This window comes from Leucobacter sp., from assembly GCF_053528595.1.
The window spans coordinates 61,180-80,278 of the sequence record NZ_JAIVPF010000002.1 but is presented as its reverse complement, the minus strand read 5'-3'; the positions used below and the strand labels follow the sequence as shown (position 1 = coordinate 80,278).

The 19,099-nt window shown below is 69.4% G+C and carries 21 protein-coding genes and 1 tRNA gene; 18 read left to right on the top strand and 4 right to left on the bottom strand.

Going from position 1 to position 19,099, the window contains the following annotated elements; all coding sequences use genetic code 11:
- The 8 genes from ACWKZU_RS00520 to ACWKZU_RS00485 all read left to right on the top strand — a co-directional run.
- Window positions 1-2,914, top strand: a 2,914-nt coding sequence (locus ACWKZU_RS00520) for a hypothetical protein (RefSeq protein WP_449280437.1), incomplete at its 5' end; no start/stop codon positions are given.
- 38 nt (window positions 2,915-2,952) lie between these two features.
- Window positions 2,953-3,783, top strand: a complete 831-nt coding sequence (locus tag ACWKZU_RS00515; protein ID WP_449280436.1) for a hypothetical protein — start codon at window positions 2,953-2,955, stop codon at window positions 3,781-3,783.
- Complete coding sequence (locus ACWKZU_RS00510) at window positions 3,780-5,510, top strand: Gp37-like protein (protein ID WP_449280435.1); 1,731 nt, start codon at window positions 3,780-3,782, stop codon at window positions 5,508-5,510. The genes ACWKZU_RS00515 and ACWKZU_RS00510 overlap by 4 nt, the downstream gene beginning before the upstream one ends.
- An 8-nt stretch (window positions 5,511-5,518) precedes the next feature.
- Window positions 5,519-5,737 carry a hypothetical protein gene (locus ACWKZU_RS00505; RefSeq protein WP_449280434.1) on the top strand — a complete coding sequence of 73 codons (219 nt, stop codon included), beginning with the start codon at window positions 5,519-5,521 and terminating at the stop codon, window positions 5,735-5,737.
- A complete protein-coding gene (locus tag ACWKZU_RS00500; protein ID WP_449280433.1) occupies window positions 5,737-6,246 on the top strand; it encodes a hypothetical protein in 510 nt (169 codons plus the stop codon). The genes ACWKZU_RS00505 and ACWKZU_RS00500 overlap by 1 nt, the downstream gene beginning before the upstream one ends.
- A 9-nt stretch (window positions 6,247-6,255) precedes the next feature.
- Complete coding sequence (locus ACWKZU_RS00495) at window positions 6,256-7,074, top strand: hypothetical protein (RefSeq protein ID WP_449280432.1); 819 nt, start codon at window positions 6,256-6,258, stop codon at window positions 7,072-7,074.
- Between the two features lie 47 nt (window positions 7,075-7,121).
- Window positions 7,122-7,859: a peptidoglycan recognition protein family protein gene (locus ACWKZU_RS00490; protein ID WP_449280431.1), complete on the top strand. Its 738-nt coding sequence runs from the start codon at window positions 7,122-7,124 to the stop codon at window positions 7,857-7,859.
- Complete coding sequence (locus ACWKZU_RS00485; protein ID WP_449280430.1) at window positions 7,859-8,281, top strand: hypothetical protein; 423 nt, start codon at window positions 7,859-7,861, stop codon at window positions 8,279-8,281. Before ACWKZU_RS00490 ends, ACWKZU_RS00485 begins: the two co-directional genes overlap by 1 nt.
- Window positions 8,282-8,332: 51 nt before the next feature.
- On the opposite strand, the gene ACWKZU_RS00480 is transcribed toward ACWKZU_RS00485, so the two are convergent.
- Entirely contained in the window at window positions 8,333-8,521 is a 189-nt protein-coding gene (locus tag ACWKZU_RS00480) for a hypothetical protein (RefSeq protein WP_449280429.1), read from the bottom strand.
- Window positions 8,522-8,574: 53 nt separating this feature from the next.
- Here ACWKZU_RS00480 and ACWKZU_RS00475 point away from each other — a divergent pair, with 53 nt between their 5' ends.
- The 3 genes from ACWKZU_RS00475 (at window position 8,575) to ACWKZU_RS00465 (ending at window position 9,527) form a co-directional block, all read left to right on the top strand.
- A complete protein-coding gene (locus tag ACWKZU_RS00475) occupies window positions 8,575-8,892 on the top strand; it encodes a hypothetical protein (protein WP_449280428.1) in 318 nt (105 codons plus the stop codon).
- Between the two features lie 312 nt (window positions 8,893-9,204).
- The gene (locus tag ACWKZU_RS00470; RefSeq protein WP_449280427.1) at window positions 9,205-9,354 is read left to right on the top strand and encodes a hypothetical protein; all 150 of its coding nucleotides are present in this window, start codon (window positions 9,205-9,207) and stop codon (window positions 9,352-9,354) included.
- On the top strand, window positions 9,351-9,527 hold the full coding sequence (locus ACWKZU_RS00465) for a helix-turn-helix transcriptional regulator (protein WP_449280426.1): 177 nt from the start codon (window positions 9,351-9,353) through the stop codon (window positions 9,525-9,527). The genes ACWKZU_RS00470 and ACWKZU_RS00465 overlap by 4 nt, the downstream gene beginning before the upstream one ends.
- A 66-nt stretch (window positions 9,528-9,593) precedes the next feature.
- On the opposite strand, the gene ACWKZU_RS00460 is transcribed toward ACWKZU_RS00465, so the two are convergent.
- Window positions 9,594-10,241 carry an SOS response-associated peptidase family protein gene (locus ACWKZU_RS00460; RefSeq protein ID WP_449280425.1) on the bottom strand — a complete coding sequence of 216 codons (648 nt, stop codon included), beginning with the start codon at window positions 10,239-10,241 and terminating at the stop codon, window positions 9,594-9,596.
- Window positions 10,242-10,546: 305 nt separating this feature from the next.
- On the opposite strand from ACWKZU_RS00460, the gene ACWKZU_RS00455 reads away from it, so the two are divergent.
- Entirely contained in the window at window positions 10,547-10,840 is a 294-nt protein-coding gene (locus ACWKZU_RS00455) for a hypothetical protein (RefSeq protein ID WP_449280424.1), read from the top strand.
- Window positions 10,837-11,178 carry a hypothetical protein gene (locus ACWKZU_RS00450; RefSeq protein ID WP_449280423.1) on the top strand — a complete coding sequence of 114 codons (342 nt, stop codon included), beginning with the start codon at window positions 10,837-10,839 and terminating at the stop codon, window positions 11,176-11,178. Before ACWKZU_RS00455 ends, ACWKZU_RS00450 begins: the two co-directional genes overlap by 4 nt.
- Here the strand turns inward: ACWKZU_RS00450 and ACWKZU_RS00445 are convergent.
- On the bottom strand, window positions 11,159-11,434 hold the full coding sequence (locus ACWKZU_RS00445) for a hypothetical protein (protein WP_449280422.1): 276 nt from the start codon (window positions 11,432-11,434) through the stop codon (window positions 11,159-11,161). The genes ACWKZU_RS00450 and ACWKZU_RS00445 overlap by 20 nt on opposite strands.
- 150 nt (window positions 11,435-11,584) lie before the next feature.
- Between ACWKZU_RS00445 and ACWKZU_RS00440 the strand changes: the two genes are divergently transcribed.
- The 3 genes from ACWKZU_RS00440 (at window position 11,585) to ACWKZU_RS00430 (ending at window position 14,584) form a co-directional block, all read left to right on the top strand.
- Window positions 11,585-11,677: transfer RNA gene (locus ACWKZU_RS00440), tRNA-Ser, on the top strand.
- A gap of 467 nt (window positions 11,678-12,144) precedes the next feature.
- Window positions 12,145-13,815: an arginine--tRNA ligase gene (argS, locus tag ACWKZU_RS00435; protein WP_449280421.1), complete on the top strand. Its 1,671-nt coding sequence runs from the start codon at window positions 12,145-12,147 to the stop codon at window positions 13,813-13,815.
- 7 nt (window positions 13,816-13,822) lie between these two features.
- Complete coding sequence (locus ACWKZU_RS00430) at window positions 13,823-14,584, top strand: hypothetical protein (protein WP_449280420.1); 762 nt, start codon at window positions 13,823-13,825, stop codon at window positions 14,582-14,584.
- 39 nt (window positions 14,585-14,623) lie between these two features.
- Here ACWKZU_RS00430 and ACWKZU_RS00425 read toward each other — a convergent pair whose 3' ends face one another.
- Window positions 14,624-16,126 (bottom strand): PucR family transcriptional regulator, encoded by a 1,503-nt coding sequence (locus tag ACWKZU_RS00425; RefSeq protein ID WP_449280419.1) that lies wholly within the window; start codon window positions 16,124-16,126, stop codon window positions 14,624-14,626.
- A 160-nt stretch (window positions 16,127-16,286) separates the two neighbouring features.
- On the opposite strand from ACWKZU_RS00425, the gene ACWKZU_RS00420 reads away from it, so the two are divergent.
- Both ACWKZU_RS00420 and ACWKZU_RS00415 read left to right on the top strand, forming a co-directional pair.
- Entirely contained in the window at window positions 16,287-17,384 is a 1,098-nt protein-coding gene (locus tag ACWKZU_RS00420; protein WP_449280418.1) for an alcohol dehydrogenase catalytic domain-containing protein, read from the top strand.
- A 35-nt stretch (window positions 17,385-17,419) separates the two neighbouring features.
- The gene (locus ACWKZU_RS00415; protein ID WP_449280417.1) at window positions 17,420-18,844 is read left to right on the top strand and encodes an APC family permease; all 1,425 of its coding nucleotides are present in this window, start codon (window positions 17,420-17,422) and stop codon (window positions 18,842-18,844) included.
- Window positions 18,845-19,099 lie beyond the last annotated feature (255 nt).

Sequence of the window (19,099 nt, the reverse complement as noted above, 5' to 3'; positions counted from 1 at the left end):
GATGAACCTCTCGGTCGCCGAGGTGAAGGATCTCGCCTCTGAGGGCAAGATCACCTCCGACGTGATCGTGCAGCATCTCGGCGGCGCCATGTCGAAGATGGCTGAGGAAGTCGGCGGCACCACGACGTCGGCTCTGCAGCGCATGCGCTCGAGCTTCTCCCGTTTCGGTGAGGCGCTCATGCAGGAGAGCTTCCCCGGAGTGAAGGCCGTCGCCGACGCGGTGCGCTCGGTGATGGATGCGGCGATCGCGCTGCTCGGGCCGATCAAGGAGGCCTTCGGGCTCGATCAGGTGGGGCCGGCGATCGAGAAGATCAACGGCTTCACGGAGCGGGTGCAGGCGTTCACGGAGATGATCAAGTCGGGTTCGTCCGAGGGGACGAACGCGCTCGGTCAGATCGTCGCGAAGATCCAGGAGTTCGCCCCGGTTCTGGGACTCGCTGCTGCGGCCGCGCTGCCGCTGATGGGCGGGTTCCTGTCGAGCCTGCCCCTGGTCGGAACGCTGTTCGCGGGGCTCGGCCCGGCGCTGCTGGGCGGCCTCGCACCGCTGCTCGCCGGCGGCGGTCTGATCGCGATGCTCGGCATGGAGCCGGAGGCGTTTGCCGGCGTGGTGATGGGGCTGGTCTCCTCGATCACGTCGGGTCTCGGGTCCGCACTGTCCTCGCTGGGGTCGCTCGTGCAGCAGGTCGTGCCGGTGATGGTGTCGAACCTGGCCGCGAATGCGCCGGTGCTCGCTGAGGGCTTCCGTCAGCTGGTGATCGGTCTGGTGGCGCAGGTGTCGGCCGTGTTGCCGACGCTCGTCGAGGCGATCGTGCAGCTGCTGCCGGTGCTGCTCGAGACCGGTATCCAGCTGCTGATGAGTCTCGCGCAGGGGGTCATGTCGGCGCTGCCGATGCTGATCACCGCGGTCGTGGGGGCGATCCCGCAGCTGGTGTCCGGGCTCGTGGCGGCGCTCCCTGCACTGATCCAGGGCGGCATTCAGTTGCTGCTCGGCATCGTGCAGGGGCTCGTCTCCGCGATCCCGCAGCTGGTGACGGCCGTCGTGGGGGCGATCCCGCAGCTGGTGACCGCGCTGGTGTCCGCGCTGCCGATGATCATTCAGGGCGGCCTGCAGCTGTTCCTCGGCGTCGTGCAAGGCGTCGTGCAGGCGATCCCGGAGATCGTGTCGGCAGTGGTCGCAGCGATCCCGGTCCTGGTCGATTCCCTGGTGTCTCAGATCCCCGCCATGATCGACGGGGCGCTGCAGCTGTTCCTCGGCCTGATCACCGGGCTGACGACCGCGATCCCGCAGATCATCACCGCGGTGATCGGGGCGATCCCGCAGCTGGTGTCGGCTTTGGTGTCGGCGCTGCCGCAGATCATCACGGGCGCGGTGCAGCTGTTCCTCGGCATCGTGACCGGTCTAGTCCAGGCGATCCCGCAGATCATCTCTGCGGTGATCGGCATGATCCCTCAGATCGTGTCCGCGCTGATCGACGCGGTCCCGCAGCTGCTGCAGGCCGGCGTCGATCTCATCGCGGGTCTGGTGCAGGGCATCTCGCAGTCGGCGGGCATGGTAATGGATGCCATCGGCAGCGTCGTGAACGGCGCGGTCGACTGGGCCAAGGGCCTGCTCGGCATCAAGTCGCCATCGCGTGTGTTCAAGCAGATCGGTGACTTCCTCGGTCAGGGCTTCGCAGTGGGCGTGCTGAAGAGCGCGGACAAGGTGAAGTCGGCGACCGAGAAGCTCGTGTCGCTCGTCAAGAACCAGTTCGACAAGCTCGACGATCAGCGGGCCGCGTCGCTGAAGCGGGAGCAGGCGCTCGAGCGCAAGCGCGCGGGCGAGATGGCTGCGGCCGCTCGCCGGGTCGCGGACCTGCAGGATCGGCTGGCCGGCAACCTCTCCGACGCGGCGCGGAAGCGCGCCGAGCGGGATCTCGCCGAGCAGAAGCAGATCGCGGCGAAGGGCAAGCAGGCCACGCGCCAGCAGATCTGGGATGAGCGGGCGAACGGCCGCGCACTGGACGCTCTGCGGAAGACCGGATCGAAGAAGCTGATCGCTCTGATCAAGTCGCAGGAGAAGGCGCTCGCGTCGGCTGCTGCGGCACGGGAGAAGCTCGCCGCGCGTCTGAAGGACGCTCGCGAGGCCCTGTCGGATGCGATCGAGGTGCGTGACGACTGGGCGGCGGATATCCGCTCCCAGGTGTCGCAGCTGGGTGCCCTCGCCGGCCGTACGTCGGTGGGGTCGATGACGGCGAATCTGCAAGCGCAGATCGCGTCGGCGCGCGAGTTCCGGACGCTGATGGATCAGCTGATGAAGCAGGGGCTGGACAAGGCCTCCGTGGAGGAGCTGACCGCGGCGTTCGCGCAGGACGGATCGCTTGCGACCGTGCGGGCGCTCGCCGCTGGCGGTGCGTCGGCGGTGAAGGAGGTCGTGGGGCTTCGCAAGGAGCTCGATTCGGTGGCTGCCGGTATCGGCAAGTCGACGGGCACGAATCTCTATCAGGCGGGCGTGGACGCGGCGCGGGGTCTGGTGAAGGGTCTGGAGTCGCAGGCGAAGCAGCTCGAGGCGGCGGGTAAGAAGCTGTCGGATGCGCTGGTGAAGTCGGTGAAGAAGGCTCTCGGCATCAAGAGCCCGTCTCGGGTGTTCCGTGACGCGGTGGGGCGGATGATCCCGCTGGGCGTGCTGGACGGCATGACGGATCCGAGCGCTGCTCGGCGTCTGGATGCTGCTGCGCGCGATCTGGTGCCGGTGCCTGGTGCTGCTGAGATGCGGCGCCTGGCGTCGTGGCAGTCGCGCGCGCTGTCGGGCGTCGGCCGTTCCGTGGTCGACGAGTCCGTGTCGGTGGTGGTCGAGGGCGATGCGACGCCTGAGACCGCGTACGAGATGGCGCGTCGTCTCCGGATGGAGCGGAAGCGTAGGAAGGTGCTGGTTTGATGCGGGTCTTTCTGGAGTCGATGGCTGGCACCGTCGAGGTGACCGCGAACGGGCTGGGCACGATCGGGCCGGTGCTGCTCGGGAGCGAGACGGAGGGCTTGGGGCTTGCCTCGGTCGGCGTCTCGTTCGCGAGTGGCGCGGCGCCGGGTGCTCGTCTGTCCGGGCTGACGATCGGCGAGCAGTCGGGGGTGCTGCATCTGGTGGTGCAGCACCCCGTGCCCGGCGAACGCCGTCGCCTGCTGCAGCTGATCTCGGACCTGGTGCGTTTCCGGCCGGATGCGGCTCTGCCGCGCCTGGTGTTCGAGCAGGACAATGGCGAGCGGTTCGTGCGCGAGTTCGTGTCGCGCGGGTCGCCCTCGGAGGTATCGACTGCGGCGGGGTCGTGGTCGGTGCCTCTGCTGCTGGAGATCACGTTCCCGCATCCGTACTGGCGGGCGCTGGCCCCGGTGCAGATCACCTATGAGCCTTCGGCTGCGTGGCCGCTGCTGCCCGATTTCGATCGGCAGCGTGTGGTCGACGGCGCCGCGGCGGCGGAGCGGATCGTCACGAACTCGGGCGTTCCGGTGCCGGTGTCGTGGCGGCTCGACGGCCCGTGCGGTGCTGGCGCTGCGGTGCTGGTTGACGGGGTCGGGTTCGAGCTCGTGAGCGCGCTGGGCGTTGGTGAGTCGATTTCGGTGGTCGTGTCCTCGCAGGGTGTCGAGGTCACCGACAAGGACGGGGAGAACGCGTTCGCGAAGCTCGGCCCTGACGCGGAGTTCCCGTGGCTGAAGTCGGGGGTGTCGCGGATCGCTCTGACTCTCCCTACGGCGATCGCGGGGCAGTCGCGCATCGTCGGAACGTATCTGCCGGAGCTGGAGGTGGTGCATTGATCCAGGCGAGCGAGTTCACGGTGTACGTGCGCGATCGGGAGCTGGAGCGCCAGGGCGTGCTCGCGGGCGATGATCTCGCGGACCTGTCGTTCGAGCCGGTGCGCGATGGCGTCGGTCAGTGGTCGGTGACGCTGCCGGATCAGGTGCATACCGCGTTCGGGTTCGTGCCGCACAAGCGGTGTGAGCAGCTGCGCGAGCCGGGGTCTGGGATCGTGATCCGCCGGGCCGGCAAGACGGTGTTCTCGGGGCCGATGGAGTCTCGGAAGTACGCGATCACGCCGGACCAGCCGCGGGGCATCTGGACGATCAGCGGGGTGTCCGACGAGGTGGTGCTCGAGGATGCGCTGGCGTGGCCGACTCCGGCGAACCCGGTACCGCAGGCCGCAGAGACCGCGGTGGACGTGCGGGATGGAAATGGTGCGGGGGTACTGCTGGAGTACGTGCGCGCGAACATTGGGGAGTGGGCTCCGGCTTCACGCCGCGGCGGCCTCGCAGAGAAACTCGTCACCCTGGGAGCCGACTGGTCGATCGGCGAGCTGGTGCAGGAGTCAGTCCGCTACGAGAACCTGCTCGCCGTCTGCCAGCGCATCGCGCGCCAGTCGGGCGCTCACTTCCGCGTCGTTGATGAGGGCGGGCAGTTGGTGCTGCAGACGTACCTCGCTCGCGATCGCACCGCGGAGACGCGGTGGACGGTCAAGCACGGCTTCCTCGACTCCCTCGAGTGGGAGTCGGGTGCCCCGGGTGTGACTCGGCCGCTCGTCGGCGGCTCGGGTGTCGGAGAGTACCGGCCGATGGTGGCGCCGACCACGATCGAATCTGAGGCGGCTGAGCTGGAGTGGGGCAGGAAGCGGGAGGTCTTCGTCGATTCGCGCGGTGTCGATGAGATCGCGGAGCTGGAGCAGCGCGGCCGCGAGGTGCTGGAGCATCCGATCGCAGGCCTGGTGGCGGATCCGTCCGAGCTGACGGCGACCGGGTGGGGAACCGCTTGGGACGTCGGCGACGTGGTGACGCTGCCGGAGACCGGGGTGACGTATCCGATCACCTCGGCGCCGGTGAAGGTCTCAGGGGGCACGGTGCAGGTGCAGGCGGTGCTCGGCGCGCTGGCGGATGACGACACGGTGCAGCGCTCTGTCGAGCAGCGGCTGTCGAATCTGGAGCGCAACGAGAGCGGGGTGCCCACGGGCACGATCGCCCTGTTCTACGGCGCGGTGGCGCCGGCAGGCTGGCTCTTCTGCAGGGGCGCCACGGTGTCAGCAGACCTGTACCCCTCGCTCGTGCAGGTGCTGGGTGAGGCGTTCGGCGTCGTGACGCTGCCGGACTTCCGCGGGCGAGTGCCGGTCGGATTGTCGAGCGTGGACGCCGAGTTCAACGCGATCGGGAAGACGTTCGGCACCAAGACCCATACGTTGACGATCGCGGAGTCGCCATCACACAACCACGGCGGCTCGACGGGCAGCAACGGCGGCCACTCGCACGGCGTCGGGGGCCTCGGCCGTCTCATGACGACCGACCGCACCACGGACTTCTCGCCCCGTCTCGCACCGACCACGGTCGCGACTGGCACGCAGGCCGCGGTGCCCGCGTACGGCGCGCAGACGACGGTCGGCTCGGAGTCTGCGACGAGCTCGGTCGCGAACCATCAGCACTCGATCTCGTCGCAGGGCGGCGGGGGTGCTCACAACAATGTGCAGCCGAGCTTGACCGTCAACTTCATCATCAAGACGTAGGAGGGGCTATGCAGTATCCCGCGAACGCGGCCGCGCGCGAGATCGAGCGTCTGCGCTCGGTGAACCGCGATATCGACGAACAGATCCGCGTGCTGCGCGAGAAGCAGCTGGAGAACTCCGAGCTCATCGGGAACCACTCGCAGGTCGCGGAGTGGACGGTGGAGCCCGGTCCGGATCCGGAGCCCGCCTCCGAGGTCGTCGATCCCGAAGCTGAGGAGGAGTCCTGATGGCTGTGACATTCCACGCGTACCCGTACCGCGACTACGAGACCACTGAGGCTGAGTACTCGCGTCTTCTCGACGCGGCGCTCGGCGGCTCGGGGCTGCTCGAGGCGGTGTCGTACTCGATCTCGGGGATGACGCTGACGATGGGCGCGATTGACGGCGTGATCCGCGGGCACCGGTTCGTGTCGCCGGGCGGGACGATCGGGGTGGAGTCGTCGACGGCGGCGCGGACCGCGCTGGTCTTCGCGAAGCTCGACTACTCGGGTACGCCGATCGTGTCGGCGGGCGTGAAGTACGGGACGGGGTCGGCGGTGCCGGCGCTCACGCAGACGCCGGAGGGCGTGTACGAGATCCCGCTGTGGTCGATCGCGGTGCCGGCGAATGCGTCGTCGCTGGCGTCGGGGAACGTGACGGATCGGTGGACGCGGCTGCGGTCGCCGTCGCAGGCGCTGGTCTACGTGCAGGCGGAGCGGCCGGCGAATCCGCCGGTCGGGTCGCTCCGGATCTGGTAGGAGGTCGAGATGGCGATCGTCTGGACTCCAACCCGCACGGAGGGAACCTTCCAGTATCGCCTCGGCATGAGCCTCGAGGTGGAATCGCAAAGCGGGAACTCCTCGGTGGTGCGGTGGGCCGTCCTGATTCAGCGCATCACCTCGATCTTCCCGACCGGTCTCGCGTGGCGGTCGAGCCGCCACAACGGGGCCGGCGTCTACCCCTGGGCGGGCACTGCGGGTCTGGATATGTGCGTGGTGCGCGAGGGCACGGTCACGCTCGCTCACAACGAGGACGGCACCCGTAGCGCGTACTCCGCCTGGGTCGCGACAGCAGTGAACTCGGGCACCAGCTCCTCTCCGCAACTGGGTGCTGAAGTCTCGGGGTCGCGGCGGACGGTGTCTCTGTCCATCCCGACCATCAATCGGCTGCCGAACGCGCCGGGAATCCCCACGGTGTCGGTCGACCTCCGTGACCTGGTCGTCGAGGCGGGGATCGCCTCCACGAACGGCGCGGCCCCGGTCCTTGAGTACCAGCTGCAGATGCGCGTCGAGGGCGGCGACTGGTCGACGATTCAGACGGGTGCTCGGAAGGCCACCTTGAACACGCTCTCGCTGGGGGTTCTCGGCAAGGCGCTGGAGTTCCGCGCTCGCGCGCGATCTGTGACGGGGTGGGGGTCGTGGTCGACGGAGCGATCGCTCACCGTTCCCCGGCTGCTCGGCGTCCGCCACACGGAGGGCGACGACGTGACGTGCCAGATCGCAGAGCGCTACCTCGGCGACGGGGTGTGGACGCCGTGCACGGCCGTCGAACGGTTCGACGGCGCCGCATGGGTGGCGCCGTCCTGAGCGCCCGAGCCGGCGCACCCTCACACATCTATTGGAAGGAGAGAACATTGGGATTCTCACCGCTGGCGGCCATGAACCGCCGCATCCCCGACCTCGGCCGCTCGAGCCCGCGCACCGCGAAGGTCTCAGGGTTCACGATCCACCACAACGCCGGCGTCGATGCGCTCGACCAGGCGACCGCTCCCGGCCGTGAGGTCGGCGCGAACTACTGGATCACGAATGCGGGCGTCATCATCCCGCACGTGGACGAGGAGCGCCGCGCGTTCACGTCCGGGCATCCCGGCTATCCGGCCGGCGCAGCGTCGGACCACCGCAACATCACCGTCGAGGTTTCGAACTCGCCGGAGGGCGTTCGCAACGGGACGTGGGCGATCTCTGCGGCCGCGCAGAAGGCGCTCTCGCAGCTGATCGGGGATGTGTTCAAGCGTTACCGCCTCGGCCCCGTCCGCCGCGGCGTGGAGGCCGGTGTCGCCGTGCATCGCGACTTCGTGCCGACCGAGTGTCCCGGCGGCTTCATCATGACCAATCTCGCCCGCATCATCGCGGACGCCGAGCAGTACCGAACCGAGGAGGAAATCATGGCAATCAGTGATGCCGACGCCAAGAAGATCGCAGCCGCGGTTCTCGACGCGAAGGTCGCCCAGGAGGGCAGCAAGAAGGGCGGCACGACGTCGCTCCGGAAGACGATCGCGTGGAACGACCACCAGTGGGCGTCGATCAAGCGCGTGCTCGAGTGGATCGCGAAGTGGGGCGACAAGATCCGCGTGAAGCTCGGAGTGAAGTGATGAACGTCCGACAGTGGTTCCGCACCTGGTGGCTGCGGATCCCGGATCCTCGAGACATCTCGCTCGCCTATACGGTGATCTACGTGATCGCTGGGGCGACGGGCTTGGTGACGCTGGTCTATCCGCCGACGACGATCAAGGCCGCGATCGGTCCGGCTGCGATGGCTGGGATCGGGGTGCTGCTACTCGTGGGCGCGGTCCTGGGGATGCTCGGCGGCGCGTGGGAGCACTGGAAGCTTGAGCGAGTCGGGATTGGGCTCATGGGGTCGGCGCTCGTGATCTACGGGATCCTCGTTGCTGTGCTCCACTTCCAGAGCCCGGGGTCTCGGCTCACGCAGCTCGGCGTCATCGTTCTCGCAGTTGGTGTGTTCGCGGTTCGCTATCTGATGATCAGGCGGTACACGTTCCGTCCCAGGGGGTGACACATGGAGCCTGGCGCCATTGTCGCGCTCGCAGTTGCGTTCGTCGGCGGCTCAGCGTTCGCGAAGATCGTGGAGATCGTTGGTGATCGGTGGAGGGGAGCGACGGAGCGTCGCCGTGCCGAGGTGGATGCGATCGCGAGGCAGCTCGCTGAGGCCGAAGCGGCGGAAGCTGAGGCTGCGCGTGATCGCCGCATCGCGCTCGAGCTGCTGTCCGCTACGCGAAGGATCGCGCTCGATCACGGGGTACCGCTGTCCGATCTGCCGCCCGTAGACCTCGGAGGGAGGTGAAATTCATGGCACGACATGCACTTGTTCCCCCGCCTGGTGATCCCGGGACGCGGACCCTGCGCACGGGCCTGGCGGTCGGGCTCACTGCGGTGATCGCGCTCGTCGGTGTGCTGCCGGAGATCCTGGAGATCCTCGTCGACGAACTCGGCGTGCATCTGCCGGAGCAGCTGCGGCTGTGGCTGCTCGGTGCGGCTGCGGTCGTGACCGCGCTGTCGATGGCGGTCACTCGCATCATGGCGATTCCGCTGGTGAATGACTGGCTGAGTCGCTGGACTCCGTTCGGCACGGAGCGCCCGTCCACGGCTCGCGCGCTCGACCACTGAACCGCCCTCGAAGTACTGCGCCCCCGCGCCCCTGCTTTCGCGAGCTCGGGCACGGGGGCGCATTTGGCGTTGTATTTCCGCTTGCAAATACATAAATATATATGTAAACTAGAGATACAACGAAAGAGAGGAGGTGACATGAACGAGATAGTGGACAACCTGGTGAAACTGATCACCGCGACAGCGGCCCTCATCACATCACTCGCACTGTGGAGGAGCAGCGGGAAGCGGCGAAAACGGAAGAAGTAGCCAGGCGGGCCGGAGATAGAACTAGTATCTCCGGCCCGGACCTCCATTATCGTTCACATCATCATGAACCAGACACTGAAATACTGCGCCGTCGTCGCGGCCTTCGCCGCGGCGACGTTCGCATTCATCGAGTCCAACACCATCGCCGGGGCGCTCGCCGCCGTGGCGGGTGTGCTCGTCGGCGTGACCATCATCCGGAAGGAAGAGCGATGATCCGCTATCTCGGCCGCGCCGAGGTCGCCGAGCGCATCGGCGTCGCCTACGGCACCCTCTCGCGATACAAGCTGCCCGAGCCCGACGCGATGATCGGACGCACGCAGGGCTGGCTCGAGGAGACGATCGACACCTGGAATGCTGCCCGCCCCGGCCGCGGCCACTGGACCTAGACCGCCCCTCGCGCGCACTCCGCCCCTCACCCAGCCTTCCGGCCGGGTGAGGGGCCTTTCGTGCGTCTACGGGGTGCTCGTGGTCATTGCCAGCGAGATCTCGGTGCTCGCCTCCTGTGCGAGCGCGACGAGCGTCTCATCGCCCTGGCGCTCGGGGTCGAGCCACTCGTCGTGCAGGCGGCGCGGGAGGACGAGCGGCATCCGGCTCTCGCCGCGGGAGGAGATGACGGTGGAGGCCTCGCCGATGCCGTGCCGGGTCACCATCGAGTAGGAGACGAGATCAGCGCCGCCGAGTGTGCGCGGCGAGGTGATCGCGGCGATCCCGAACTGCTCGCCACCGGGGAGCCGCCACGTCTTGCCGCCCTCGGAGTACCAGTCCGCGGGTATGAGGGCCCGGTGCTGGAACGGCTTCTGCCAGCGCTTCACGAGCGCGTCGTCGCGGCTGTTGAACGCGCTGAACTTCGCGGGCGCGCCGCCGACGTGCAGCCACCACCAGGCGAACTCGAGCCGCCGCCCGCCGTTCGGGTTGGCGAGGATCAGCGGGTGGAGGTTCACACCCTTCTTCTGCTCGCGCGTGGTGCTCGCCTTGCCGCCCCACTCTCGCGCCCACTGCGCGACCGCGGCCTGCGCCTCCCGCTGGTCGAGCGGCGGCAGCGCGTCGCCCGGCTCCTCACCGCGGTGGAGGTAGCCGCCCAGCCCGTAGCTTCCGCACATGCGCCCAGGCTACGCCTCCGGCCGCCGCGACGAAAGCCACGCGCACGGGTGCACCGGATCCCCGGCCCGAGGCACGAGCGCGGTCCCGCACCAGGTGCAGACCCACCAGCGGCCGCCGCCGTCCATCGGGTGCGCATCGCAGGCCGGGCAGGACGGCACCCGGGGATCGCATCGCCCGTCGCAGATCTCGTGAGGCATGGTCCCAGTGTGCGCTCGCCGCCGAGCGCCAGACCCTCGTGAGGATGCATCTGTGGATATCTCGTGTCGGCTTGCGTTCTTGTCGATTCGGGTTCACACTCGAACATATGTTCGAATCAGTGATCGGACCCAGGGTCCACTTCGCCGAAGACGCAGTGCATGTCTGGATGGTCGACGAGCGCCCGCAGCGGCTCGTTTACCGCCGCGATCGATGGACCGTGGAAGGCACGCCAGAGCCGATCGTGGAGGTGCCCGACGAACTCTTCCACCCGCTGATCACGCACCCGACACCGCGGCGGACGGGGTGGCGGTGCACGGTTCGCCGGGTGCGAGATGCTGCTGAGCTTCGCCTTGCCATCCGGCGTGAGGCTGGGGTCTGGCGGGTCGAGGTTCTGCGGTGAGTCGGAACGGAGATCTCTCGTCGACGGCCGAGCGCGATCTCGATCGCATGCTCGACCGGTGGCGGACGACGCCTATCCCACTGGGGCTCACGAAGCGGCAGCGGGAGATGACGGGCAACCCGACCGAGTGCGAGCCGGTGCCCGTCTCTGTCTCGCTGCAGGTCACCTATACGTGGGTGGACGATCAGCTGGTCGACGGCGAGGTGATCGCCTACACCCCGCGCGCGGTCCTGGTGCGCATGAGCTTGCCCGGATGGACGGAGCCGCAGGAGGTTTGGCTGTGGGCAAACGCCGTCACACGGAAGAACCCGAAGCGACCTACACCCGAAGGGCGCTGATCAACTGCCACCCATCAGGCACCGCGGCACGCAAGGCATCCATCGACTCGGCCTCAATCTCATCCAGCGTGTCACGGCGAGCGTACGTGCCGAGCGCAGTGATCGCCACCGCGCCGGTCTGCTTGGACACGGGTGCGCTCGTCAGTTCGAACCCCTGGGGACACGCCGCCTTGAGCTGCTCCTGGATAGCCGGCAGCCCTTCGCCCGTGGCCTCGTGAGTGACGGTTTCGAGCTTCCGGATCGTGGCGCGCAGCATGGTTTGAGCTTACCTCTTTGCGCGCTCGCCGCATCTGGAACTGGGGCAGACGTGGGGCATTACGTCACTGTGAGGCACTGTGCGAGGCTGCCCCACGGAGACCCCACGTTGACGCGGCTTCGGCTTGATCGCGCGTGAGGCCGGTGCATCGCCGTGGGGCACGGTCGGAGCCTGTCTACGACTGTGATCGCTGTTCTTGCATTCCGGTACCGTAGGTCGGGGGTTCGAATCCCTCCGGGGGCACTAGACAACGTAGAAGAAGGCCCGGGCACCCGCAGAATCGCGCGGGTGCCCGGGCCTTCTTCATCGGGGCGAGGCGGCGACGGGAACGTCCGCTCGCAGATCGAGAACGCGCACTGCGCCCGATTCCGCCTCAACCCCGCCTCAACCGCGGCGAGATCCCGATTCTCGTCGTCTGTGCCGGTCCGGGACGGCGGAAAACGGGATCTCGTGAGGCCGGCCGGCGTGATCCGAGCGGCTCGGAGGCAGCCGCCTCGGCGACCCCCGCCCTCAGACCACCGGGACTCCCTGGCAGTGACTCGGGGATCCGAATCCCGCCGCTGTTGCCTTCTGCCATACGCGCGTCAGTAGTTGTCACCAAATCCGAGATTTGGTGACAACTACTGACGCGCGTACTCGGGGTGGAAGGTCTGGGGCGAGCGCGGACGGGCGGCGAAGCGCACAGCCGACCGCGAGTAGACTGGATCCTCGTGACGCCACAAGAACTCGCCCGCGCCCTCGCCCGCATCCTGACCGATCTCGTCGCCGCCCGCGGCGCCGAGATCGAGGTCACCGAGCAGGACACGCAGGTGGAGCGCCCGAAGAACCGGGAGCACGGCGACTGGGCGTCGAACGCGGCGATGAAGTTCGCGAAGCGCATCGGCACGAACCCGCGCGAGCTGGCGCAGGAGATCGCCGCGCGCGCCGCCGCGATCGACGGCGTGGCGAAGGCCGAGATCGCCGGACCCGGCTTCATCAACATCACCCTCGACGCCGCCAGCGCCGGCGAGACCGCGCGCCGCGTGGTGGAGCAGGGCGAGGCCTACGGGCGTGGCGATGCGCTCGCGGGCCAGAAGATCAACCTCGAGTTCGTGAGCGCCAACCCCACGGGCCCGCTGCACATGGGGCACACCCGCTGGGCCGCGCTCGGGGACTCCACGGCGCGCGTGCTGCGCGCGGCCGGCGCCGAGGTGACGAGCGAGTACTACATCAACGACGCGGGTGCGCAGATGGACAAGTTCGGGCGCTCCGTGCTCGCCGCCGCGCTCGGCGAGGAGGCGCCCGAGGACGCCTACCCGGGCGAGTACATCCGGACGCTCGGCGAGCGCGTGCGCGAGCAGCTCCCGAACCTCGCCGAGCTGGCCGCGGCCGACCGCGAGGCCGCGCTCGAGCAGGCGCAGGAGCTGGGCTACCAGCTGCAGCTCGCCGAGATCCAGGACTCCCTCGAGCGCTTCAACGTGCACTTCGACGTCTTCTTCTCGGAGCGCACCCTGCACGAGGCGGGGGAGAACGGCGAGCCGAGCCCCATCGCGGCGGCGGTGGATCGCCTGCGCGAGCAGGGGCACGTCTTCGAGGAGGACGGCGCGATCTGGGTGCGCACCACCGACTTCGGAGACGACAAGGATCGCGTCTTCACGCGCGGCAACGGCATCTACACCTATTTCGCCGCCGACGCCGCCTACTACCTCTCGAAGAAGGATCGCGGCTTCGGCGAGAAGATCTATCTGCTGGGCGCCGATCACCACGGCTACATCGGCCGCCTGACCGCCATCGCGGGTGCCGCCGGCGATGACACGGAGACCGACATCACCGTGCTGATCGGCCAGCTCGTCAACCTCAACGGCGCGCGCCTCTCCAAGCGCGCCGGCAACATCATCGAGCTCGACGACCTGCTCGAGTGGCTCGGCTCCGACGCGCTGCGCTACTGGCTGGCCCGCTACCCGGCCGACTCGCCGCTCGCCCTCGACGGCGAGAAGCTGCGCAGCCGCTCGAACGACAATCCCGTGTTCTACGTGCAGTACGCCCACGCGCGCACCTGCGCGGTCGACCGCAACGCGGCCGACGCGGGTGTGGATCGCGGCGCCTTCGCCCCCGAGCTGCTCACCCACGAGACCGAGGCCGAGCTGCTGGGCAAGCTGCAGCAGTACCCGGGCATCGTCGCGGGCGCCGCCGAGCTGCGCGAGCCGCACCGCATCGCCCGCTTCCTCGAGGAGCTGGCCGCGGCCTACCACCGCTGGTACGACAACTGCCGCGTGCTGCCGCTCGCCGGCGAGGAGCTCGGCGACCTGCACCGCACCCGACTGTGGCTCAACGACGCCGCGGGCCAGGTGCTGCGCAACGGCCTCGACCTGCTGGGGGTCTCGGCCCCCGAGCGGCTGTAGGGGCCGCGTGGCGGTGCGCAAGGGGCGCTGGGTGCGCCGGATCCTGGCGGTGCTGCTCGGCGTCGCGCTGCTCGGTGGCGCGGCGGAGGTCGCGCTGCGGCTCATCATCCCCGGGGTGATCGGCGGCATCGTGCGCGACCAGCTGCAGCTCACCGACGACCACCCCGTCGAGGTGTCCCTCGGCGGATCCGCGCTGCTGCACGCGCTGCGGGGCGGGATCGGCGACGTCGGCGTCGAGATCCCGAACGCGCCGCTGATCGAGGGCGTCGTGGTCGATGCGAGGGTGCACGCCGACTTCTCGCCGTTCGATCCCCAGTCGGGTGAGATCGACGGCGGCACCGCGTCGCTCACCGTGCCCAAGGACCAGCTGGGCTCGGTCATCGAGCTGCTCACCTCCGGCGTCGCCCAGACGGGGGAGGTGCGCGCGGGCGAGCTGGCCGTCGGACGCACGGTCGAGGCCTTCGGCCAGCAGCTGACGATCACGGCGCGGATCGGGCTCGCCGTGCACGAGGGCGACGTTGAGATCGAGCCGCGCGGGGTCAACGCCGCGGGCCTCGACCTCAGCGCCGAGCAGATCTCCCAGGCCACCGGTTCGCTCCTCGATCCGATCCTGCAGCCGCAGACGGTGTGCGTGCGCGACCGCATCCCCGCGGGGGTCGAGCTGACCGACATCGTGCTCTCGAGCACGGGATCGGTGCGCATCGAGGCCGCCCTCGATCCGGGGATCCTCTCCGAACCGGCGCAGCTCGAACCCGGCACCTGCGGCTGATGGGGCGGTAGCCGAGCCGTCGCGCCCTGAGGGGACACCTCAGAATCCGGCGGCCCGCAGCGCCAACCACGCGGCGGCGCGATCGTCGGCGCGGTCCATCGACAGGCCCGTCAGATCCTCGACGCGGCGGATGCGGGAGACGAGGGTCTGGCGGTGGATGCCGAGCCGGGCCGCGCTCGCGCGATGTCCGCCGTGCTCGGAGAGGAAGACGCGGAGCGACCGCGTGAGCTCTCCGTGGGCTCCGGATGCCTCCCGCAGCGGATCCAGCACGGTCGCGAGTTCCTCGCCCGAGAGGTCGTCGAGCGTCGAGAGCACCAGGTCGACCGTCGGGAGTGCGGCGTACGAGACGACCCGTTGTCCGTCGTCGAGGGCGGTGTCGAGCGCCTGCCTCGCCTGCACGGCGCTGCGCGACAGGGCATCGGTCGAGGCCGGGGCGCCGAGCCCCAGGTGCACGCGGCGCCCCGCGACCGGACTGAACGCCTCGACCCGCAGTGCGAGCTCGGCGGTCAGGTCGTCGCGCACGAACCCGCGCATGCGGTCGTGGTCGGCCGCGAACACGTGCTCGGCTCCGAGCTCGTCGAACCAGCGGCGGAGCAGACGCTCGAGGTCGATGGTGCGCGTTTTCGCGCCGAGCTCGAAACCCGTCAGGCTCGGCTCGTGCACGCCCCAGCGGCGCAGCAACTCGCGGGCGCCTCCGCCTCCGGCGAGCAGTGTCGCGAGCAGCGCCTCGCGCCCGAGATGCTCGGTGAGCGAGGGATCGTGTGTGCGAAGCAGGAGGTCGAACAGGGCTGCGGCGAGCGAGGCCAGATCGCGCGAATGGCTCGTGCGGCTCGAGCGCGTGGCGATGACGAGATAGCCAGCCAGGTCGCGGTCGGAACCGACCTGGTGCAGCTGCAGCCCGTCGTGGCGTACGCGGACGGGGCGGCCGAGTGCGAGGGCGGCCGCGTCGGAGATGTGCAGCCGCCCGGCTCCGGCGCTCGCCACCAGCTGTCCATGCGCGTCGAGCAGCACCGCCCAGCCGTCGATCCGGTGGGCGAGTTCGGCGATGACCGCCGTGACGCCGCCGCGCCGTGCGACCTGCGTCAGCACGTTCATCCCGGCCGTCACCAGGCGGTCCCCCGCCGCGCGGTCGTCCGCGATGAGTGCCGCCAGGGTGGCGGGCAGCGCCGCGCCGCCGACATCGGTCCCCAGGATGGCCGTGATCTCGTGCTGCGCGAGCTCCTCGCGCAGGGCCGGCTCGTCGACCGGGCTCACGTAGACCGCCCCGGTGAGGTCTCCATGGTCGCCGCGGCCTCCGCGTTCGGCCGAGCCGCCCCCTCCGTCCCGGGTGCCGCGCTCGTCTGCGGCGCCGGCCGCGCCGAGGCGCAGGGCCGCGAGCAGCGCGTCGGGGCCGCCGGTGATCAGCGTGGCGTAGTCGGGATTGCCGATGACGACGAAGTCCTCGAGCCGCGAGACGCCGTCGACCAGGGTGCGCTCGGGGATTCGGTGCGGCACGCAGACGCCGCCGACGGCGCGGACGATCGCGGCGAGGTCGAGAGACATGCGGCGAGTGTACCAAGTGGTGATCATGCGAAGTCGGCATCATCATTCGGTGCAGTGACAGCGGCGCCCGCCGGTCCGTAGCATCTCCTCAGTCGCCATCGTCGGGCAGAGCCCGGACGGTGGACGCGATCAACGTGAATCGAGCAACGAGGGAGTGCACATGAAGGCCGTGGTGTTTCGCGATCCGGAGACGCGGGTAGAGGTTGCGGAGGTCGATCTCGCGGCTCCGAAGGCGGGCGAGGTGCGCGTGAAGATCGCGGCCGCGGGGGTCTGCCACTCGGATCTGCACGTCAAGCGAGGGGAGTGGGTCGCGCCCGCCCCCATGGTCATGGGGCACGAGGGATCCGGCGTCGTCGTCGAGCTCGGAGAGGGCGTCACCTCGCTGGCGGTCGGCGATCACGTCGTGCTGAGCTGGGTGCCGCCCTGCGGCGAGTGCCGCTACTGCCTGCAGGGTCACGAGGCGCGCTGCCAGAAGGTGGCCACCGTCGTCGCGCCGCAGGGGGTGCTCTTCGACGGCACCTCGCGCCTCAGCCGCGACGGCGAGGGGTTGCACCACTACCTCGGCGTCTCGTCGTTCGCCGAAGAGGTCGTGGTCCCGGCATCGGGCGCGATCAAGGTGCGCGACGACGCCCCCCTCGATGTGATCGCCGTCGTGGGCTGCGCGGTGGCGACCGGCGTCGGCGCAGTGCTCAACACGGCGGCCGTCGAGCCCGGCGCGACGGTCGCGGTCATCGGGTGCGGCGGCGTCGGTCTGAACGTCGTGCAGGGCGCCAAGCTCGCGGGCGCCGAGCGCATCGTCGCGATCGACGTGGTCCCCGAGAAGACCCGTATGGCGCTCCAGTTCGGGGCGACGGACCGCATCGACGCCTCAGAGCGCGACGCGGTCGAGCAGCTGTTCGAGCTCATCCCCGACGGGGTCGACTACGCCTTCGACGCCATCGGGCGCACCACCACGACCGAGCAGTCGATCCGGATGCTCGGCCTCGGCGGAGCCGCCGTGGTCGTCGGCCTGCCGCCCACCGGCGCCAAGGCCTCGTTCGAGCCACTCGTGCTCGCCGAGGCGGATCAGCGCATCCTCGGCTCCAACTACGGCTCGGTGCGCCCCTCGATCGACATCCCCGCGCTCGTCGACCGCTACATGGACGGCCAGCTGAAGCTCGACCCGCTGATCTCGGGCCGCCGCCCGCTCGACGACGCGGCCGAGGCGCTCGACGACCTCGAGGCCGGCGGCGTGCTACGCACCCTGCTCATCCCGTAATCGCACCACCCCGCTTCCCACTCGAAGGAGAGAACATGACCCAGACCACAGAACGGAAGGTCGACGCCGGCCTGCGCGAGGGGGTGATGTCCGGTCCCGAGCTCGCGGCCCAGGCCATCGCCAGCATCGCGCCGAGCGCGGTCATCGCCTTCACCGCCGCCGCGATCTTCCTCGGCGCGGGCAACGGCACCATGCTGGCCTTCGGGCTCGCCACCGTCGTGATCCTCTGCGTCGGCTACATCGTCTCGGTGTTCGCCCGCAGGCACGCCTCCGCCGGCTCGCTCTACACCTACGTCTCGAAGGGACTCGGGCCCACCGGCGCCTTCGCCGCGGGCGTCGCGCTACTGATCGGCTCGTGGGGCATCGCCGCGGGCTCCCTCGGGGGTGCCGTGTCGTACGCGTCCGACCTGCTGCAGCTGTTCGGGATCCCCGCCACGGGCACCGTCTGGCTGATCGTGCTGACGGTGGTCATCGGCGGACTCGCCACCTTCTTCACGATCCGCGGGATCCGCATCTCCGCCCGCGTGTCGCTGGTGCTCGAGCTCGTGTCGGTCTTCATCATCGTCGTGCTGCTCGTGGCGGCGCTCGTCTGGCTCGGCCCCGACGCCTGGGACCCCTCGCAGTTCTCGTTCGAGGGCGTGCCGTTCCAGGGGGTCGCCGCGGGCATGGTGCTCGGCATCCTCGGATTCGTCGGCTTCTCGTCGGCCGACGCCCTCGGTCGCGAGGCCCGCAACCCGCACACCGCGATCCCGCGCGCGATCATGTGGAGCGCCGTGGTCGTGGGCGTGCTGTACGTCTTCGCCGCCTACACGCAGATCGCCGTGCTCGGCGACGAGCTGGGTGAGGTGGCGAGCCCGCTGCAGGCGATCAACGACCGCATCGGCATGCCGGTCTGGTTCGCCCCGATCCTCGTGTTCGGCGTGGCGGCGTCGTTCTTCGCCGTGGTCGTGGCCCCGCTCAACGTCGTGGGACGCATCATCTACGTGATGGGCAAGGAGGGCATCGCGCCGGAGCGCTTCGGGCGCACCCACGAGACCCACCTCACGCCGCACCGGGTGCTGCTCATCGCGGGTCCTGCGGCGATCGTGCTCGACATCATCCTGCTGCTCATGGGCACCCACCCGATGGACATCGTGGTCTGGGTCGACACCTACGGCACGTACGGCTACATGGTGGCCTACGCGCTCGTGGCGATCGCCGGCGTCATCTACACGCGCCGCATGGGCATGCCGAGCGCACTGGTGCGCATCTGCGCCCTGATCGCGGTCGTGGCGATGGCCTACGTCTTCTTCGCCAACGTCTGGCCCGTCCCGGCGTTCCCGCTCAACGTGATCCCGTACCTCTTCGTCGGGACCATGCTGCTCGCGTTCATCCGGTTCTGGTGGATCAAGGCCAACCGGCCGGAAGTGCTCGAGAACGTCGGCAACACCCACACCGAGATGCTCGAGGGCGTCGGCTGATCGAACAGCCGCTCGAACGGGCCGGTCGCGTCTCCGCGGCCGGCCCGTTCGCCTGCCCCCGCACGCCCCTCCGGCGGGCCGCGGTCGCACGGAGACCGCGCGCATATGCGGCACGCTACACTGATCTGGTTCGTTCTGAGAGGCCCGCGCCTCTGTTCGCACGGCTTCAGGGGCCAAACCGGGTCCGCTCGCCATCAGCCGTTCCCCGGCTCCGCGAGCGCCCACGAACGCCACTCAGACCGTCGGCCGGCGCAG